At 66.1% G+C, this 15003-nt stretch carries 8 protein-coding genes; 3 read left to right on the forward strand and 5 right to left on the reverse strand.

The window, feature by feature from the left end; translation table 11 throughout:
- Positions 1 to 22: 22 nt before the first annotated feature.
- The 4 genes from ACTWJ9_RS20980 to ACTWJ9_RS20995 form a co-directional block, all read right to left on the reverse strand.
- Positions 23 to 1576, reverse strand: coding sequence for an ATP-binding protein (locus ACTWJ9_RS20980; RefSeq protein WP_443294590.1), 1554 nt, complete (start codon positions 1574 to 1576; stop codon positions 23 to 25).
- 417 nt (positions 1577 to 1993) lie between these two features.
- A complete protein-coding gene (locus ACTWJ9_RS20985; RefSeq protein WP_443294591.1) occupies positions 1994 to 7573 on the reverse strand; it encodes a DEAD/DEAH box helicase in 5580 nt (1859 codons plus the stop codon).
- Positions 7566 to 8513 carry a hypothetical protein gene (locus ACTWJ9_RS20990; protein WP_443294592.1) on the reverse strand — a complete coding sequence of 316 codons (948 nt, stop codon included), beginning with the start codon at positions 8511 to 8513 and terminating at the stop codon, positions 7566 to 7568. Before ACTWJ9_RS20990 ends, ACTWJ9_RS20985 begins: the two co-directional genes overlap by 8 nt.
- Positions 8513 to 10615 carry a hypothetical protein gene (locus ACTWJ9_RS20995; protein ID WP_443294593.1) on the reverse strand — a complete coding sequence of 701 codons (2103 nt, stop codon included), beginning with the start codon at positions 10613 to 10615 and terminating at the stop codon, positions 8513 to 8515. Before ACTWJ9_RS20995 ends, ACTWJ9_RS20990 begins: the two co-directional genes overlap by 1 nt.
- Before the next feature lie 575 nt (positions 10616 to 11190).
- Here ACTWJ9_RS20995 and ACTWJ9_RS21000 point away from each other — a divergent pair.
- From ACTWJ9_RS21000 to ACTWJ9_RS21010, 3 genes are all read left to right on the forward strand, one after another.
- Positions 11191 to 11679, forward strand: a complete 489-nt coding sequence (locus ACTWJ9_RS21000) for a hypothetical protein (protein ID WP_443295907.1) — start codon at positions 11191 to 11193, stop codon at positions 11677 to 11679.
- A gap of 401 nt (positions 11680 to 12080) precedes the next feature.
- Positions 12081 to 12980, forward strand: a complete 900-nt coding sequence (locus tag ACTWJ9_RS21005; protein WP_443294594.1) for a GNAT family N-acetyltransferase — start codon at positions 12081 to 12083, stop codon at positions 12978 to 12980.
- 222 nt (positions 12981 to 13202) lie between these two features.
- Positions 13203 to 13940, forward strand: coding sequence for a VOC family protein (locus ACTWJ9_RS21010; RefSeq protein WP_443294595.1), 738 nt, complete (start codon positions 13203 to 13205; stop codon positions 13938 to 13940).
- A 198-nt stretch (positions 13941 to 14138) separates the two neighbouring features.
- Here the strand turns inward: ACTWJ9_RS21010 and ACTWJ9_RS21015 are convergent, their stop codons facing one another.
- Entirely contained in the window at positions 14139 to 14804 is a 666-nt protein-coding gene (locus tag ACTWJ9_RS21015) for a tetratricopeptide repeat protein (RefSeq protein ID WP_387039388.1), read from the reverse strand.
- Positions 14805 to 15003 lie beyond the last annotated feature (199 nt).

Below are 15003 nucleotides of genomic sequence, written 5' to 3' on the forward strand. Positions count from 1 at the left end.
GGAGCGAGAGCGGTACTGGATATCAGGCGGTCGCCTGGTCACGGCGGTCGCGGTGCGCACCTGCCGCTGCCAGGAGGATGGTGTTCCAGTAGTCCACCCGGTCCTGGCGGCCACGCTCCCAGCGTCCGAGACCGAAGCAGTCCTCGAGCAGCAAGTACAACAAGGTCTTCGTGACGGGGGCGTCGTTGCTTCCGCCGCGACGGCCGTCGTTGAAGTCGCTGCGGAAAGCCTTGTTGAGGAGGACGGTGTTGTTCTCGCGGTCGAGGTCGAAGAACTTGTCAGAGGGAAGCGAGACCCAGGTGAACGAGATGGGCTCTTCCCCCGGCTTCTCGGGCAGCTCCTCCTTGACGACCCGCTTGATCTTCGGGTCCATCCCCTTACCCGGGAGCGTCACGGGCTTGCGGACGACCTCCGTGCGCTTCGCGCCCTCCCGGTAGGCGGCCTCGGCATCGCCGAGGTACCCGTGAAAGGTGTTTCCGGAGGCGTCCACGGCTTTCTCGACGCCGAGCGTGAAGGCAGGCGTGACGGTGACGTTCTCCTTTTTCACGTCGAGGCTCAGGACGCTGTTCTCGCGGGGCGGGAGGTCGACGGCCACGCGAGCGAGAGCGAGGTGTCCCTCAGGGTTGCGAAGACCGTTCCAGCCGCCGGCCTGGACGAGGCGGTCGTTGCGGTAGAAGTAGAAGCCCTGACGGTCGGCGAGGGGGCCGATCTGCCGGAACCCGGCCTGCTTCGACTTGGCGGGCCAGATGTGCGCGGTCAGTTCGACGTCCCCCAGGCCCTCCACGGGGGCCGTGAACGTACGGGGGTAGCGCGGTTTCCCTGGGACCTTGTAACCGAAGGGGTCCAGTGCCTCGACGGCGATGTGGTCGACTTCCTCGCCGAGTGCCCCTTCGCCACTGCTGACGTCCCACACGGCGATGTCGAGCTTGAGGCCGTTCTGGAGGAACCTGTGCAGGTAGAGCCCGAGGTGAGTTTCCAGGCGGGCGATCGCCTTGGACAGGTAGTGGTCGCTCTGGCCGACGGTCACCGTTTCGAAGGCCCGCACCTGGTCCCAGCGCACGATCGTGCCGTGCCACTCGATGACGCCGTCGTAGCGGTCCACGAGTTCCTGCGCGTAGCGCGGGTCGACGGTGTCGCAGCGGAAGCCGTCCTCGATGCCCTCGGCAGTGAGACGGCGTCCTGCGGTCCGGCTGCGCTTGGTCCGGCTGACCACGGTCAGGGATGCTGCGTGGGACAGTGAGGCGGCCTTCAGGCCCGTGCCGTACAGGCCGAGGGCGCTCTCGCCGTAGTCGCGGCGCCGTCCCACCGTCATGGCGGCGTCCAAGCCGGGATCGTCCATGCCCTTGCCGTTGTCGATGACCAGCAGGGTGAGGATGCGCTTGGCGTCCCGCAGGAAGTGCACAACGATCTTGTCAGCGCCGGCATCGATCGAGTTGTCGATCAGGTCGGCCACGGCGACCTCGAAGCCGTACCCCTGATTGGTCAGAGCCTTGCCGTAGCCGGCATCGGGTGGCAGGTGGGTGCTACTGGTCGTGGGGACCTCGTACTGCCAGACGGTGCCGGGCTCGTAAGGCATTGTGCGTCCTCGAATACACGGGTCCGGGCCTGCCTGGTGAGAGGCGGCCCTATGGGGTGGTGGGGTCCGTGTGACCGTACTGCAAAGGTCGGACATGCGGGCGGTTGGGTGGCGAAGTTAGGGGATTAGTTTCAAAACTGTTGATCGGTTACTGGTCCGTCTCACTCCTGGGACAGCGGAAGTCCCCAGAGCACACGAAGGTCCAGCACGTCGTGAGAGGCCCGTCACATGCTCTGGAGCGTTGCTGGCCGATCTGACCGTCAGCGCGCGGTGCGGGAGGGCACCTCGCGGAAGCGTGACCACTCGCCCGGAAAGTGGTCGCGCTTCCGCAGCTGGTGCCCTGGCCGAAGTCGATGTGCCGACCAGGGCACATGCTCGGTCCATCAGGCTCTGTACCTCGTAGCCGATGCGCAGCCGCTACAGCTCGTCAAAATCGAAGAGCAGTGCCGTGACCCGAGCGGGGGCCTTGTCGAGCAGGAAATCGTCGACGAAGACCACGTCTTGAACACCTGGGCTCTCCGCAGCGACGGCGGCACGAACGTCTCTGAGGCGTTTGGCTTCGATGCCTTCGTCCGCCGCTTCGAATGGGCTTTTAGCCGCTACCCACAGCCGTTCCTCAAAGAGGACCATGGGCCCCGCGCCTCCCAGGTCAGCTATGAATTCGGTGTCCTCGACATCGGAGGCCCAGTTCTCCAGCAGCCCAGCAGCTGCTCGGGGCCGGTGGCTGGGACCGGAGTCAGCAGGTCGCAGAATCGATAGCAAGTCGCCGGCGAGACGCCAGTCGAGCAGGCTGTGGTAGGCCATGTTCGTGTAGTCGCGAAGGCATTCGTAACAGGAGCCGCGGCACTCCCGACTGTGCGTGCCGGAAGCGTAGCCATCGATCAGATCCCGCGCGGTGCGCATGAGGTCGTTGAAGACAGCGGGCTCGGCGAGGTGGGTGCAGTAGCCGGCGCCGTTGTCCAGGGTGTCAGAGAGGAACGCGAAGGTCCGCGCTTCCTTGTGAGCTGACCCCGCCCCGTGGATACCGGATGAGATCTCGTTTGGCTGGACTTGCAGAAGCGAGCCTGCGGCTGACCGGAGAAGGGCAGCGAGTGAATACCAAGCGGCCCGTCGACCTGAGCGGTCGTCGGGGAAACCAGTCCGCTGTGGCACTGACGCGAGGTTCAGACGCAGTCCCTCGTGGCGCACTTCGCCGACCCGGGGGCCAAGGAGGAACAAGTCAGTGTGCTGAGAAGCGCCGATGGCGGTCGTGAGAGCTTCAGTCTCAGCGGAGATGTCCTTGGCGAGCCACGGGAACAGCTCTACGGCGCCTGCCTCCAGGTACGCACCTGACCAGGGCGCCGTCGCTTTTACCTTGGCGAAGCTGAAGAGCCGACCGCCGTTGTCATTGACGGCGTAGCGACGGCCCTTGCCGGCGTGGACGACCAGGCCCGGCTCTGTGATCCTTTCAGGCGCGCCTTGGTCGAGGTTCGCCGCTGTCCTCGGTGCCAGTGACCGGGCACGCCAGGCGAAGTTACCGTCGAAGTCACGTGCCTTGCCCGAGCAGAAGAAGCCCTTCGGCTCCCGGAGCCCGATCTCGCGGTACGAGCCGTCCGCGGCCCCGCAAGCCGGGCACGGCTGGGGCGGACCGACCTCTTCCTGGGGCGGCTGGGGCTGGATGCCCTCCGCCAAGTGGCCGCAGGCGCGGCAGATACCGATGAGAGTGTTCTGCCCCAGTGGGTTGTCGACGGCCCGGGGCCGGTGCCCGCCCGGCTCGAATGCTGCGACTCCCGTGGCGGTATGCACCTGGCCGTCCTTCACTGTCTCAGCGCCAGGGGCGAACTGCGAGACGGCGATGTCCAGCGAGCGGTCGACAACTCCCTTCGGTGGCCACGGATACGAGTTATAGGGACGCTTCGTGTACAGATACCGGGCTGACGTGGGGAACCCGAACATCGGGAGCAGGCCGGACTCGGCTAGCCGCTGGCTTAGTTCCTGGTGCCCGTGTGGTTCGTCCGCGATCTCCGTGACAAGGGAGGTGAGGGTGCCGGTGACCCAGGCCGTCATCTCGTCGGGGGACCACGCACCGCGAGTCTGCTGAGCGAGGGCCTCTGCGATTGCTCGGACCTCAGGCTCGCGAGATGTGATCCACGTACTTACCGCGTCACTGACGGCAGGCCAGTCTGAGCAGTATCCGAACTGGCCGTGCACGTTCCGGGTGGGGTCGAGTTCCGTGTCGGCACCTGACTCCGGGTGTACAGCGTCGAATGCCCGTCGCAGCACCTCCGCTGCCAGAACCCGCTGGTAAATGTCCTTCATGTCGGTGGACAGGTAGGGCGGTGGTGTCGCGTCGTTGGTGATGCGCTGCGGGTCCTGGAAGTAGTGCTCGTCGTGACTTCGGCCACGGCACACAGTCAGTGCGAGCGCCACGGGTGAGGTTCGTCGGCCTGCCCGGCCTACCCGCTGCTGATAGTTGAACCGGGTTGGCGGCATGTTGGCCATCAGCACTGCGGACAGAGGGCCGATGTCGACGCCTGCCTCCATCGTGGTGGTGACGGAGAGCACGTCGAGTGTGTCGGGCTTCTCGTGCTGTTTGCCGTCGAGCAGGATGCCCTGGAAGCGGGCCTGGCGCCCCTGGGCGTCGAGCCGGTCCGTCTGGCCGGTCAGTTCGGCTGTGCTCAGACGGAAGGCGCCGAGCTTCTTGCGGGCCATCCAGGCGTAGTAGTCGCTGTCAGTATTGTCGAACGCTACGGACTCGGCGGGGAGAGGGCCTCCGCATTTCGTGCAGAGGCCGATACCTGGGTGCAGGTGTCGGCGGCGGCATTTGGGACAGCTCCATGAGGCCGCACGGCCGTGTCGCAGCGCGACGTGTTCCGGCTGGATGAGGTAGTTGCGCACCGCGCTACCCCAGATCCGTTCCACCGCTGCACGGATGTCGTCTGTGTCCTGCTTCAGATGGCTGGCGGCTGCTTCCCAGAAGGTGACAAGCTTCCGCGGCGGATCGTCAGCGGAGCTGCGGAGCCCCGCAAAGCGGCGCATGTGGCCCAGGACACGAAGGCTGGCACGGGCCAGAGCCACGTGGGACGTACGGTCCGCATCTAGTGGAGCCTGGTCGGAGGCATGCGTGAGCCACCCCAGCCCGAGCGACTCGAAGTCACGTCCGGCGCTGCCGAACAGTCCGCTGAGAAGCTCCACACGGAGGGTCTCCTGAATGTCATAGCGCAACTGCTCCTGCCGTTCGCTCAGGTGCAGTCCTGGCATGTCTCGAACGAGGCCCTCGCCCTTGGGCCACTGGTACAGCGAGGTCCAGGACTGGGGGTCTGCCCCGCTAGGGCCATCTGCTGCCTGGAGGGACGCTTTGGGTCCGCCTGGATTAACACCCTCCTGAACAAGGCGCTCGGCGACAGAGGCGGTGTGGCTGTCGAGACTGGGCACGCGGCTCAGAAGGGCGTAAAGCTCAGCTTCCTCAGCCGCGTCTATTTCTTCATCATCCAGGTCGTCAAGCCCGCCATTTACACGGGACTTCTGGCACTTCTCCCATCTGTCATAGGTCTCTGGGTCCCGGTCCCGGAGGCGCTTGCGCGCGGCCTTGGCTTCTGTGGCTTCTGCCGGTTCACCTGCGGCCTTGCGGGAGTAGTAATCCGACACCGAGGCCAGGTCGGCGATAGGGTCGCCCTGGTGTGTGACCTCATCGGCCAGGAAAAGGCGGAGCAAGTCCTGGTAGTGGCGGAGACCCAGGCCGGCGGAGAGCTTGGCCGCGTCCTGCCGACTGTCTGAGAAGACCACGGCCTGACGGTGTGGAAGCAAAGAGAGCAGGCCAGTGGTGAGTACCTGGTTGACCTTCTCGAAACCAGTGCGCATGCTCCGGACGGGAGTACGCATCCGGCGTGTGTCGCTCAGGCTGAGATGCTCGCTGCCGAGCTGACGCACCTCCCAGTCGTCGCCGCACGAAGGGCATTGGGTCGGAGCCGCAGGCAGATTCTCCGGAGTGAGACGGTTGTTGCCTCGTTTGGACTGCGGAACGGTGACGTGGAAGGACCAGCCCGTGTAGTCGCGGTGGTTGCGGAGCATGCCGGTGCGTGGGTCGTACTTGCTGCGCTTGAACTCGAAGCCTGCGCTGAGGGCGCCCTTGTCTGAGGTCGGGGACCAGGAAAGGCTGTTTATCGCCGGGCTGTCCCGGCGCGGCCAGTAGACGATGTAGTTGGCCGCGCTGGGGCCCAGAGAGGCGGCATCCGGGAGCGAATCAAGGTCCGGCAGGTCAGCCAGCAAGCCGGCTTCGAACGCGCCCTTGGTCTTCTTGAAGGCTGACTCAGGCGCGTACCCGCCGAGGAACACGTCACCACAGTTCTGGCAGTAGAGCAGTTCTAGGACGCGTGCTCCGCAACCGCACCGTGAGGTGGGCCGGGAGTAGAGCTTGCCAACTGTTCTGTCCTGGCCCTCGGCGCGTTGGGCTTCCGGGCATTCAGGGTCCGAACAGGCCCAAACGCCCGGGATGTTCCGGAAGAAGAGGTGTCCGCGAAGTTTCGGTGTGGCAGGGTCCTGCGATGTGCGCAACGCGGCGAGGACACCGCGCAGCGCTTTGGTTCGAGTGGGAGGCTCAGCCTCGGGGAACAGCCGGTCGGCGACGTTCTTGTCGAAGTCCGCGATGAGCCGGTCGCCTTCGCGCAGCGCGTTGATGAAGGCATCTCGCGCCCCGCTCTCCGTGAGGAGTTTGTCGGCCGTCCAGGAATCAGGCTTCTCACAGAGGTTCGCGTAGTCGTCGGCGGAGGGAGAGAGGTCCGTACGCGTGTGGTTCGGCAGCACGAGCTGTCCGCCGAGAACGTCAAAGCGGTCGCGGTCCGTTCCGAAGAACTCCTGGAGGAAGTCCAGGTCACGGGGGGCTTCGAGGGAAGCAGAAGCCGCAAGGATCCGGAACTTCTCGGGTTTGTTGTCCAGACCCAGCCGGTGCCGGAGATTGCGCAGCAGGTATGCGATTTCAGTGCCCGCGGTACCGCGGTACATGTGCAGTTCGTCGACGACCAGGGTGAAACGGGCCTCAGGAACCTCCTCCAGCCAGCGCCGCGTCTTCTCGAAGATGCCTGCTTCACGTGAGCGCATGAGCATCACATTGAGCATGCTGTAGTTCGTGATCAAGATGTCCGGAGGAGCTTGGATCATGTCCCAGCGGCAGCGCATCTCCGCGCCGTCAAGCCTGGGGATGAAGAAGCGGCCGTCTCCGCCGGCCTTATGCGCCTGCTGTGAGAGCTCTTCGGTTCCAGCAAACTCCTTCCGCAGCGTCTTCACACCAGAAGGTGAACCGATGTCCCCAGGAACCGGTGTTGCTCCTGTGTAACGGCCGAAGTAAAAGCGGTGGCCGGGGCGTGTCCGGGCAAGCCAGCCCCTGACCTGGTCGCTGTCCAGCGCCTTGCGTAGACGCATCATCTGGTCGTCAACCAGAGCGTTCATGGGGTAGAGGACCAGCGCGCGGACAGCAGCGTGCCGTCCGTGCTCGCCAGCACGCTGCGGCTGATACCCGCCGTGGGGAGATGTCCACCAGCGGTTCACCGGCAGAGTGGCGCCCGGCCAGGCTGCGGACTCCTGAACCAGGTCGGCCAGGATGGGAAGCATGAAGGATTCCGTCTTACCGGAACCTGTTCCCGCGGTGACGACGACATCCCGCCTGTCGCGGACCGCTGAGACGAGGGCCTGGTGCTGGTGCTGGTAGAGCGATGGCACGCCTTGCAGCAAGCCAAGGCGTGCCAGTTCCGCCAGGTCAGGGTGAGCGCCTGCTTCGCGGACAGAGCCAGCGAGATCGGTGTCCACAGACGCGTACTGCGGGCGGATCTCCAGGAGCGGATCACGCCACGCTCCTCCGTCCACGTCGAAGAGCTTCTGCCGCTCCTTCTCAAGGTGTTCGTCAGCGAGGCCGAACGGAGTGTTGTAGTAGCGGAACAGTGCATCCTTGAGGTGCTCAAACGTCCCCAGGACATCGACTTCCCGGCCCGCACGGCCGGACTGTTCGGCGGTGGTGTCACTCATGGTTCCCCCCGAGACTCTGACCGAGCGATTCAGCGATTTTCATCGCTACGGACTTGGGCACATTGTCGTACGCCAGGTTCTGGGCTTTTTCGTTGATGTGCGGAGCGAGCCCAGAGCACATGACCGCTACACGCCGGTGTAGATCTGGCAGCGGGTAGCCCCAGTCGACGAACAGGGTTCCGAACCGTTTGCGACCACTGTCTTTCTCGGGCAGCCAGCGGAGCACATCCGCTTTTTGGTTCTGGGCCGCGACTACGGAATAGATCCCTGTCTCGTGGCTTGTTTCGTACCACTCGCCGTCCCGCCTGATCTGGCACACCTGCTTGCCCTCGCGTTGCTTGATCCGGTACAGGCCGTCGGTCTGAGAGTTGCTCACAAGTTGGTACTCACGCCTCTCCATGTCATACCGCTCCAGAGGCTTGCCGTACTCCGGTACGGAAGCTGGGGTGCCGAGCCGGAGAGGTGGCAGCAGGGCGGCAGCCTGAAGGGCGAAGCACGGTGTGTATGAGATGCCCAGGTCCGTCGCCCAGTCCTTGAGTCCAGACTCGTCACTGAACTGGACGATCAATGAGGCCGGCAGAGGAAGGTCCCGCGACGGCCGTGCACTGGGCACCCTGAAGAGTTCGACTGGGCCGTCTTCCAGCGCGTGCCCGAGCCGCCGCTCGAATGCGGCCGTTCTGCTGCCGGTCAGGACGGCCAGTCCATGAGCCTGTGGAAGCTGGGTCAGAACAGGGGGAGCCGCACACCAGCGCCGGTTACGCCAGTCAACGTCCATGAAGGCGAGGGACACTGCATCACGCAACCACCTCCCAGGCGCGCCGGGTTCGACCTCCGGGCAGCGGGTCCCAGCGAGCCACCACGCTCCCTGCTTGACCTCAGAGAGTGTGCCCGCCCCCTGCTCGCTCACCCAGCGCAGAAGCAGGTCACCTGGCTCGATCATCAGACGCCCCTCTTTCCGGCGATAGCCTCCGCCGTCGCGACATACTCCTGCCATATCGGAAGATGGGACCGCCCGGCCGCGCTGATAACGGCGTAGGCCCAGGCGTAGTCCTCCCCGGAGGGAGTGGGGGCAGGGATGTTCGCGGCGTCCTGCAAGGGACGAACTGACCACCGGGACGGCGTTCTGTAGACCAGCCACGCGTAGCCAGGGGGTACTTCGACTTCAAGACAAGGACCAGTAGTCGCTTCTGGCAGGCGGGACGTCATCCATGCGGGAGCCGGGTTCTGCCTGACTTTGTGTACGCTTCCGTCCGGTGAGATCAGCGCGGCTTCCAGAACTGTGCCGCGTACGAGTTCGATGCGCGGAAGCCTGATGCTGTCCGGCGCGTACGCGCCGCGGATAGCCGGATGGTCCTCATCATCAACCTCAAGGAGCTCACTGCGCGCGGTGCCATTGCAGGGGTATCCGAGCATCCCCGTTCGCGGAGGCAGCGCCTCATGCAGTCCATCGTGCACGGTGAAGGTCTGACTGCTGCCCGGAGTACCCACGGTGTGTGCGCCTTCTTCGAGCGGGACGACCCACAGAGGGAAGGGAACGCGTGGGTCGGCGCGAAGCTTCTGCGTGCGGCCGTCGAGTACGACTTCCACCTCATGGTCAGGGCCGTCGCCGGGAGGAAGGAGTAGATCCGGCACCCCGTGCCGCATGTAGTGGCCCGCGACTCCGGAGCCTGCCCGGTATTCGGAGGCTATACGGAGGCCTCCGGCGAGTTTGGTCTGCTGCCTGATCTGGGGCTCGAGAACATGGGTATGCCTTCCGCCCTGGTCCAGGGTCTGAGTGAAAGCGGACCCGCTGACAGCACGGACTCCCTTGAAAAGTTTCCATCCCGCCACAGGGGCTAGCACTTCCCGGATGGTTCGGCCGCCGAGGGACTCGACCATGGAACGTACTTCGCTCACGGCGGAGTCCGCCGCGAGGATCCAGTGCTGCTCGCCGGGTTCGAAGTACTCGGTACTCACCCAGTCGCCCAGGTGAGGGTGCTTGCGCAGCAGCACGACTTCCTGTGGTGTCCACTCAGCGACGAGGTCACTGCCTTCGAGACGTAGTCCTTGAGTGAGTTGCTGAGTGGAGGGGTGCAGCGTTTCCAGTCCGCTGTACGCTCCGCCATAGTCTTGGCGGAGCGTGAATCCCCGTCCGCCGGACAGGCTCACCGCCGTCTCCGGTAGTTCGTCGACGGTTTCCGCCAGCCATTCGAGACGCTTGCCACGGTCGGCGACTACGAGCCGGAGACCGAGGGCCCGGCGCCCGAACCCACGCTCCGGTTCATGGAGTTTCCCGTCCCAGTCATCGGCGAGTCTCCTGAGGAGGCTGACGATGAGAGTGTCGCTGCTGTCGCCCGCCTCTTTCAGTTCGTCCATGAGGCGAGGGGAGAAATGGCGGTCGCGACCCGCTGTCCATGCACGGAGCCGCCGAAGAAGCTCCCGGCCAGAAACCTCTGTGGGGTTGTTCGGCCGGAGGCGGGTGGCAGCGAAGAACCGAGTGAGGATCTGCCGGTCTGAACTGCGGACCAGCGCCTGGGAGATGGGATAGCCGATCTTTCGATGGTGCTCGCCCGTACTCACGGTGCTTGTACCGCAGAGCCCGCCCGTTTCGTCCAGCCAGCTACTGAGTTGCTCCCACAGCGTCGCGACGTCTTCGAACGCGTTCACCAGCTTCTTCGCACGGGGAGTGCCCACCTCCTCGCCGAAGAGGTGGGTCCAGCGGCCGTAGAAGTTACTCCTCAGCATGTCGCCCGAGGACTCCATGCGAGTGGCGGCCAACACGGACAGGGCGAGGAGAGGGAGGCTCGGGGGCGGCCCCGGACTTCCACGGCTCTTCCACAGGAAACAGGCACTCTCGATCCGATGGAGCAGTGCCTTGTGTGGATCGTCCCAGTTCAGCTCCTCGGCCACAGCTTGGGGGAGGCTGACTTCGATGCCGTGGTGTTCGGCTAGATGTTGCTGTACTTCGTCATTGACGTACAGGACAGTGCTGCGGAAAGCCTGGCTAGCTCCGAAGAACTCGTTGCCGAGAACCTCGTGCCAGTGCTGGTATGCCCCCCTCATCGGCCTGCGAGCCCCTCCTCTGCGAAACGCGTGCCCTGCTGTTGCTGGGCACGCTCACTGGGCGGGCACTTACCCCGGCTGGCACTGCCTAATGGGCGGGCAGCCGTTGTCCGCAACGCGGGGCAGGCGGAACGAACACACATGGTGTGTATGTGACGGAATCACACTACTCCCGGAGTCGGTGTCTAGAAAGTGCAGGAGGAAACTATTCCGCACAGGTGGTGTTCTGGCGTGACGTACCGGGCGGTCGGTTGATGGCCGCTGGGCTAGCCCGTACTGCGGCGCTTCGGCGGTGACTTGTTCTGTTCAAGTAGGTTTATAGCCTTTTTAGCGGCGATCCACTCGTTCGAGAGTGGGCGGAGGCGGGCGTGTGTCGGCCGGGCCCCGAGTGCTGGTGAGCGCTTCCTGGTACCGCCCCTGTCCGTTCAGGCTGCGTCCCAGGCCACAGTGCAGAGCCGCGACCGTGCTCCCTTCGGCGGCTGCCAGGCCCCGGGATACACTGCTCCGCCCCACCCCGACCGGAGGTCAACTCAGTTTTACCCGCACGGGTACTTGTCGGTGCCCCGTTGGTTCTGGTGATCCTCTCCCTGTCCGGCTGCTCTTTTCTCTGGAGCTGCACCGACACGACGGCGGAGCGCGGTGAGGCCGGTGTGAGGGTGCAGGTCGAGGGCACGTCGGGGCGGCCTCTCGGCGTCACCGCCGAGGTCGTTGGCTGGAGTCTTGAGCCCCACCCGCAAGTGCCCTCCGAAGGCGACCAGGTCCGCTTCCGCTTCCGCTTCGACGGCGCCGACGAATATTCCGGCCCTGCAGTGGACGTCTGCGCGGTCGACAAGGAGCGCGTGGTGTTGGGGTGTCAGACGGTTTACTCGTACCAGGCGTTTGGACCGGCCGACGATCCCCTCACGGGCGACGAATGGCTTGCCGTCGAGCACCCTGAGCAGGTTGCTGAAGTGCTGTTCATCCCCAACGACCAGTCCTACGACGGACGAACCTGCGAGCAGGACATCAAGGACGGTGGCGGGGAGCATCCTCCGGAACTACCCGGCATGGGAGACCAGTTGTAGGGAGGGCAAGGCGGTTGAGCGCGAGGTGCGGGTCTGCCGGCGCCCCGGTGTTCGCGCTGTCCGGTGGTCCGGTTGTGCGCGCATCGCCCCGGCTCGACCGGTCCCACCGGAGGCAAGCAGCCCGGACATGATCGAGCGGTTCGGTCGGCGAGTTCCGGCAGGTGCGACGCTCGGTGTGCGCTCTGCGTCGTCCCGCGGACCCGTCCCTCCCAGGGCCGCGGAAATCCATGGGCGGGCCCGGGGAAGAACGCGTACGGTGTGGCTCCACGCCCTGAGACGGATGGAAGGAGGCGAGTGCCGTGCGGTTCACACCTTTCCAGCGCTCCCTCTTCCGCTGTCCCGGCGTGGTTCGTCACTTCTGACCGGGAGCGCTCCGAGCAGCCTGTATCCCGGAGGAATCCATGACCGATCCGGTCATCCGCGCGCTCTCCGCGAGCGACGCCCGTCTCTTCGACCGACTCCCCGACCCGCTGGGCGCCCGTGAAGGCCACCGGCGCACCCGGTTCCGCCCCGACTGGATGCGCGTCGCCCTGCGCGACGGCGAGGTCGTCGCACGCGGCGCGTGGTGGGGCGGCCCCGACGACCCGGAGCCCCTCAACATCAACTGGTTCGACGTGGCCGAGGGCGAGGAGGAGGCGGGGGCCGAACTCCTGCGCTCCGCCCCCTGGCAGGTCGAACTCGAGATCAACCTGCCTGCCGGCTGGCGGGACGAGCCCGGCCTGCGCGCCGCCGCCGAGGCACGGTTCGCCGCCGCACGGGCCGCCGGGTACGAACTCCTGGTGGAACGCTTCCTGTACCGCTGGACCCCGGAACGAGGTCTGCCCGAGCGGCCCGGACGCCTGCGCTTCAGTGCCGAACCCGACGACACCGTGTTCTTCGACGCGTTGCGCCGCATCCACTCCGTCACCCTGGACGCCCACGCGCTCAGGGCCATCGAGGAGGGCGGCCTCGACCAGGCCGCCCAGGAGGAACTCGACTTCTTCCACTGGTGCCCCTCCCCACGGGAGTGGTGGCAGATCGCGTACACGCCGGAGGGCGACCTGGCCGGCATCCACGTCCCGGCTCACAACCCTTCCGGCCCGACCATCGGCTTCATCGGAGTCGTTCCGGAACAGCGTGGTCACGGCTATGCCTACGACCTCCTCGCGGAGTGCACCCACTTCCTCGTCGAACAGGGCGCGGAGTTCATCGGCGGAGGGACCGACCAGGGCAACTTCCCCATGGCTGCGAACTTCGCCAAGGCCGGCTTCCCCGTGGTCAGCGAACGCATCAACTTCCACCCGGCGCGCCGAGCGGTTTAGCGAGGAGCAGCACGCGGTGAGGGGTCCGGGTCCGAGGACGGGTCCGGATCCCTTGTCCGTGGCGTGTGGGACCTCTGCTGCGGTCGGCGGCCACCGTCTCGTCGTCGGTCCACACGTCCAAGGACTCGCACGGTCTCGACGGGGGTGACGATGGTCAGCGCCGGGCCGGGCACATGTCTGATCGCGGTGGTTCGGTCCGGTGGCGGCTTCTATGATCTGCACATGGCAACGAGACTCGTGCAGATCAACATGAAGGCCCGGGACGACTCCGTGCTCGGCCGGTTCTGGGCGGAGGTACTCGGGTGGGGTGTCGACAGCGAGGCGCCCGGTGTGACCAACCTCGAACCCGTGGGCTTCGCCTACCCCGACCCCGTGGCCGTCTGCATCGACATCGTCGCCCGCCCGGAACCCAAAACGATGAAGAACCGGGTGCACCTCGATCTGGCCACCACCTCGACCGCCCATCAGGCGGAGCTGGTCGAGCGTCTGAAGGGCCTCGGCGCGACGCTCGCCGACGTGGGTCAGGGCGACGTCCCCTGGACGGTCATGGCCGACCCGGAGGGCAACGAGTTCTGCGTCCTGGAGCCCCGCCCGGTCTACCGGGACACCGGGCCGATCGCCGCGGTGGTGGTCGACTGCACCGACCCGCGGGCGATGGCCCGTTTCTGGGGCGAGGCGATGGACTGGACGCCGCACGAGGTCACCGACGACCACGCGACCATGCGCTCCGCCCAGGGCGTCGGCCCCTACCTGGAGTTCCTCCGCACCCCCGACACCAAGAGCGGGTGGAACCGCGTCCACCTCGACGTCCGTCCCTACCCCGGTGACGACCCGGCAGCAGAGGAAGCGCGGCTGCGCGCCCTGGGCGCCACCGACCCCGGCATCGACCAGTCCGTGATCTCCTGGAGGATCCTGGTCGACCCGGAGGGCAACGAGTTCTGCCTCCTCACCCCTCGCTGACCTTGAGCAACGGCTCCGGCCGTTCGCGGGTCAGCCGGCCGGGAGCGGAGGCCGGCGCGTTCAGGGTGGCGGGCGTATGCCTCGTTAAGGGTGAGCGCCTGCTGGTCGCGGATTTCCTCGGCGGGCCGAAGTGGACGGAGGAAGCATGTGTCGGCCGGTCCTCGGGTGTCGGCGCGCATGGTTGGAATGCTGGAACGGTCAGCCGCGTGCGGTCTCTTCGGCTGTCGGCGCCGGTGGGTCGTCGGCGGTGATACGGGTCAGCAGCATGCGGGCTTCCCGGATACGAGGGTGGTCCGGATGCAGAGACCGCTCGCAGTCGGCCAGTGCCTCACGGGCCGCAGCTTCCGCCTCGCTCCGGTGCCCCAGGGCATGGAGGGCAACGGCCGTGCCCATCCCCAGACTCCCGCTCTGGCTCCGATACCCAGGCGGGGTGAGTCGGCGCGCCTCGGTGAGCGCTTCCCGGTACCGCCCCTGCCCGTTCAGGCTGCGTACCAGGCCGCAGTGCAGAGCAGCGACCATGCTCCCTTCGGCTCGGGGCAGATTCCCTCGGGCGATGGCCTCGGCCTCCTCGTAGCGGGCCTGCCCGCACAGGGCGTCGACCAGGTTGTCCAGCACGCACAATTCGATGCCCCACACCGGTACCAGATGCTTGAGGCGGGTCAGGTCGCGCAGTACTTCCAGCCCTTCGGCCTCCGCCTCTTCGTGGCGCCCCTCCTGGTTGAGAGCCATCATGTGGTTGCTCCGGACCATCAGCAGCAGCTCCCTTCCGGGACCGACCATTCCGTTCAGTTCTGCCGTGAGGGATTCCAGCTCGGCCAGCACCTGCGCCCCGCGCCCGTGGGCACAGGCCGCAGCCGTGGCCACGGCCCTGGCGTGCCATGCCACAGCAGTTCCCCGACCTCGCCTGCTCAGACGCCTCGATGCCGCCTCGAGCGCCCGGGCTCCGGCCTCGGCCTCCTCGTACTTGTCTTCCTGACATAGCTGACTGAGGCGTTCCAAGGCGGCCACTTCCCGTGAGCGGCCCCGTATCAACCGTGTGATCTTCACAGGCCGTGAGGTTACG

The sequence above is a fragment of the Streptomyces sp. GDS52 genome, from assembly GCF_052246875.1.
GTDB classification, from domain to species: domain Bacteria; phylum Actinomycetota; class Actinomycetes; order Streptomycetales; family Streptomycetaceae; genus Streptomyces; species Streptomyces cathayae.

Bases quoted from the DNA above. Each gene is read 5' to 3' on its own strand.
- ACTWJ9_RS20990 (WP_443294592.1), bottom strand. From the start codon at position 8,513: ATGATCGAGCCAGGTGACCTGCTTCTGCGCTGGGTGAGCGAGCAGGGG.
- ACTWJ9_RS20995 (WP_443294593.1), bottom strand. From the start codon at position 10,615: ATGAGGGGGGCATACCAGCACTGGCACGAGGTTCTCGGCAACGAGTTC.
- ACTWJ9_RS20980 (WP_443294590.1), bottom strand. From the start codon at position 1,576: ATGCCTTACGAGCCCGGCACCGTCTGGCAGTACGAGGTCCCCACGACC.
- ACTWJ9_RS20985 (WP_443294591.1), bottom strand. From the start codon at position 7,573: ATGAGTGACACCACCGCCGAACAGTCCGGCCGTGCGGGCCGGGAAGTC.
- ACTWJ9_RS21010 (WP_443294595.1), top strand. From the start codon at position 13,203: ATGGCAACGAGACTCGTGCAGATCAACATGAAGGCCCGGGACGACTCC.
- ACTWJ9_RS21005 (WP_443294594.1), top strand. From the start codon at position 12,081: ATGACCGATCCGGTCATCCGCGCGCTCTCCGCGAGCGACGCCCGTCTC.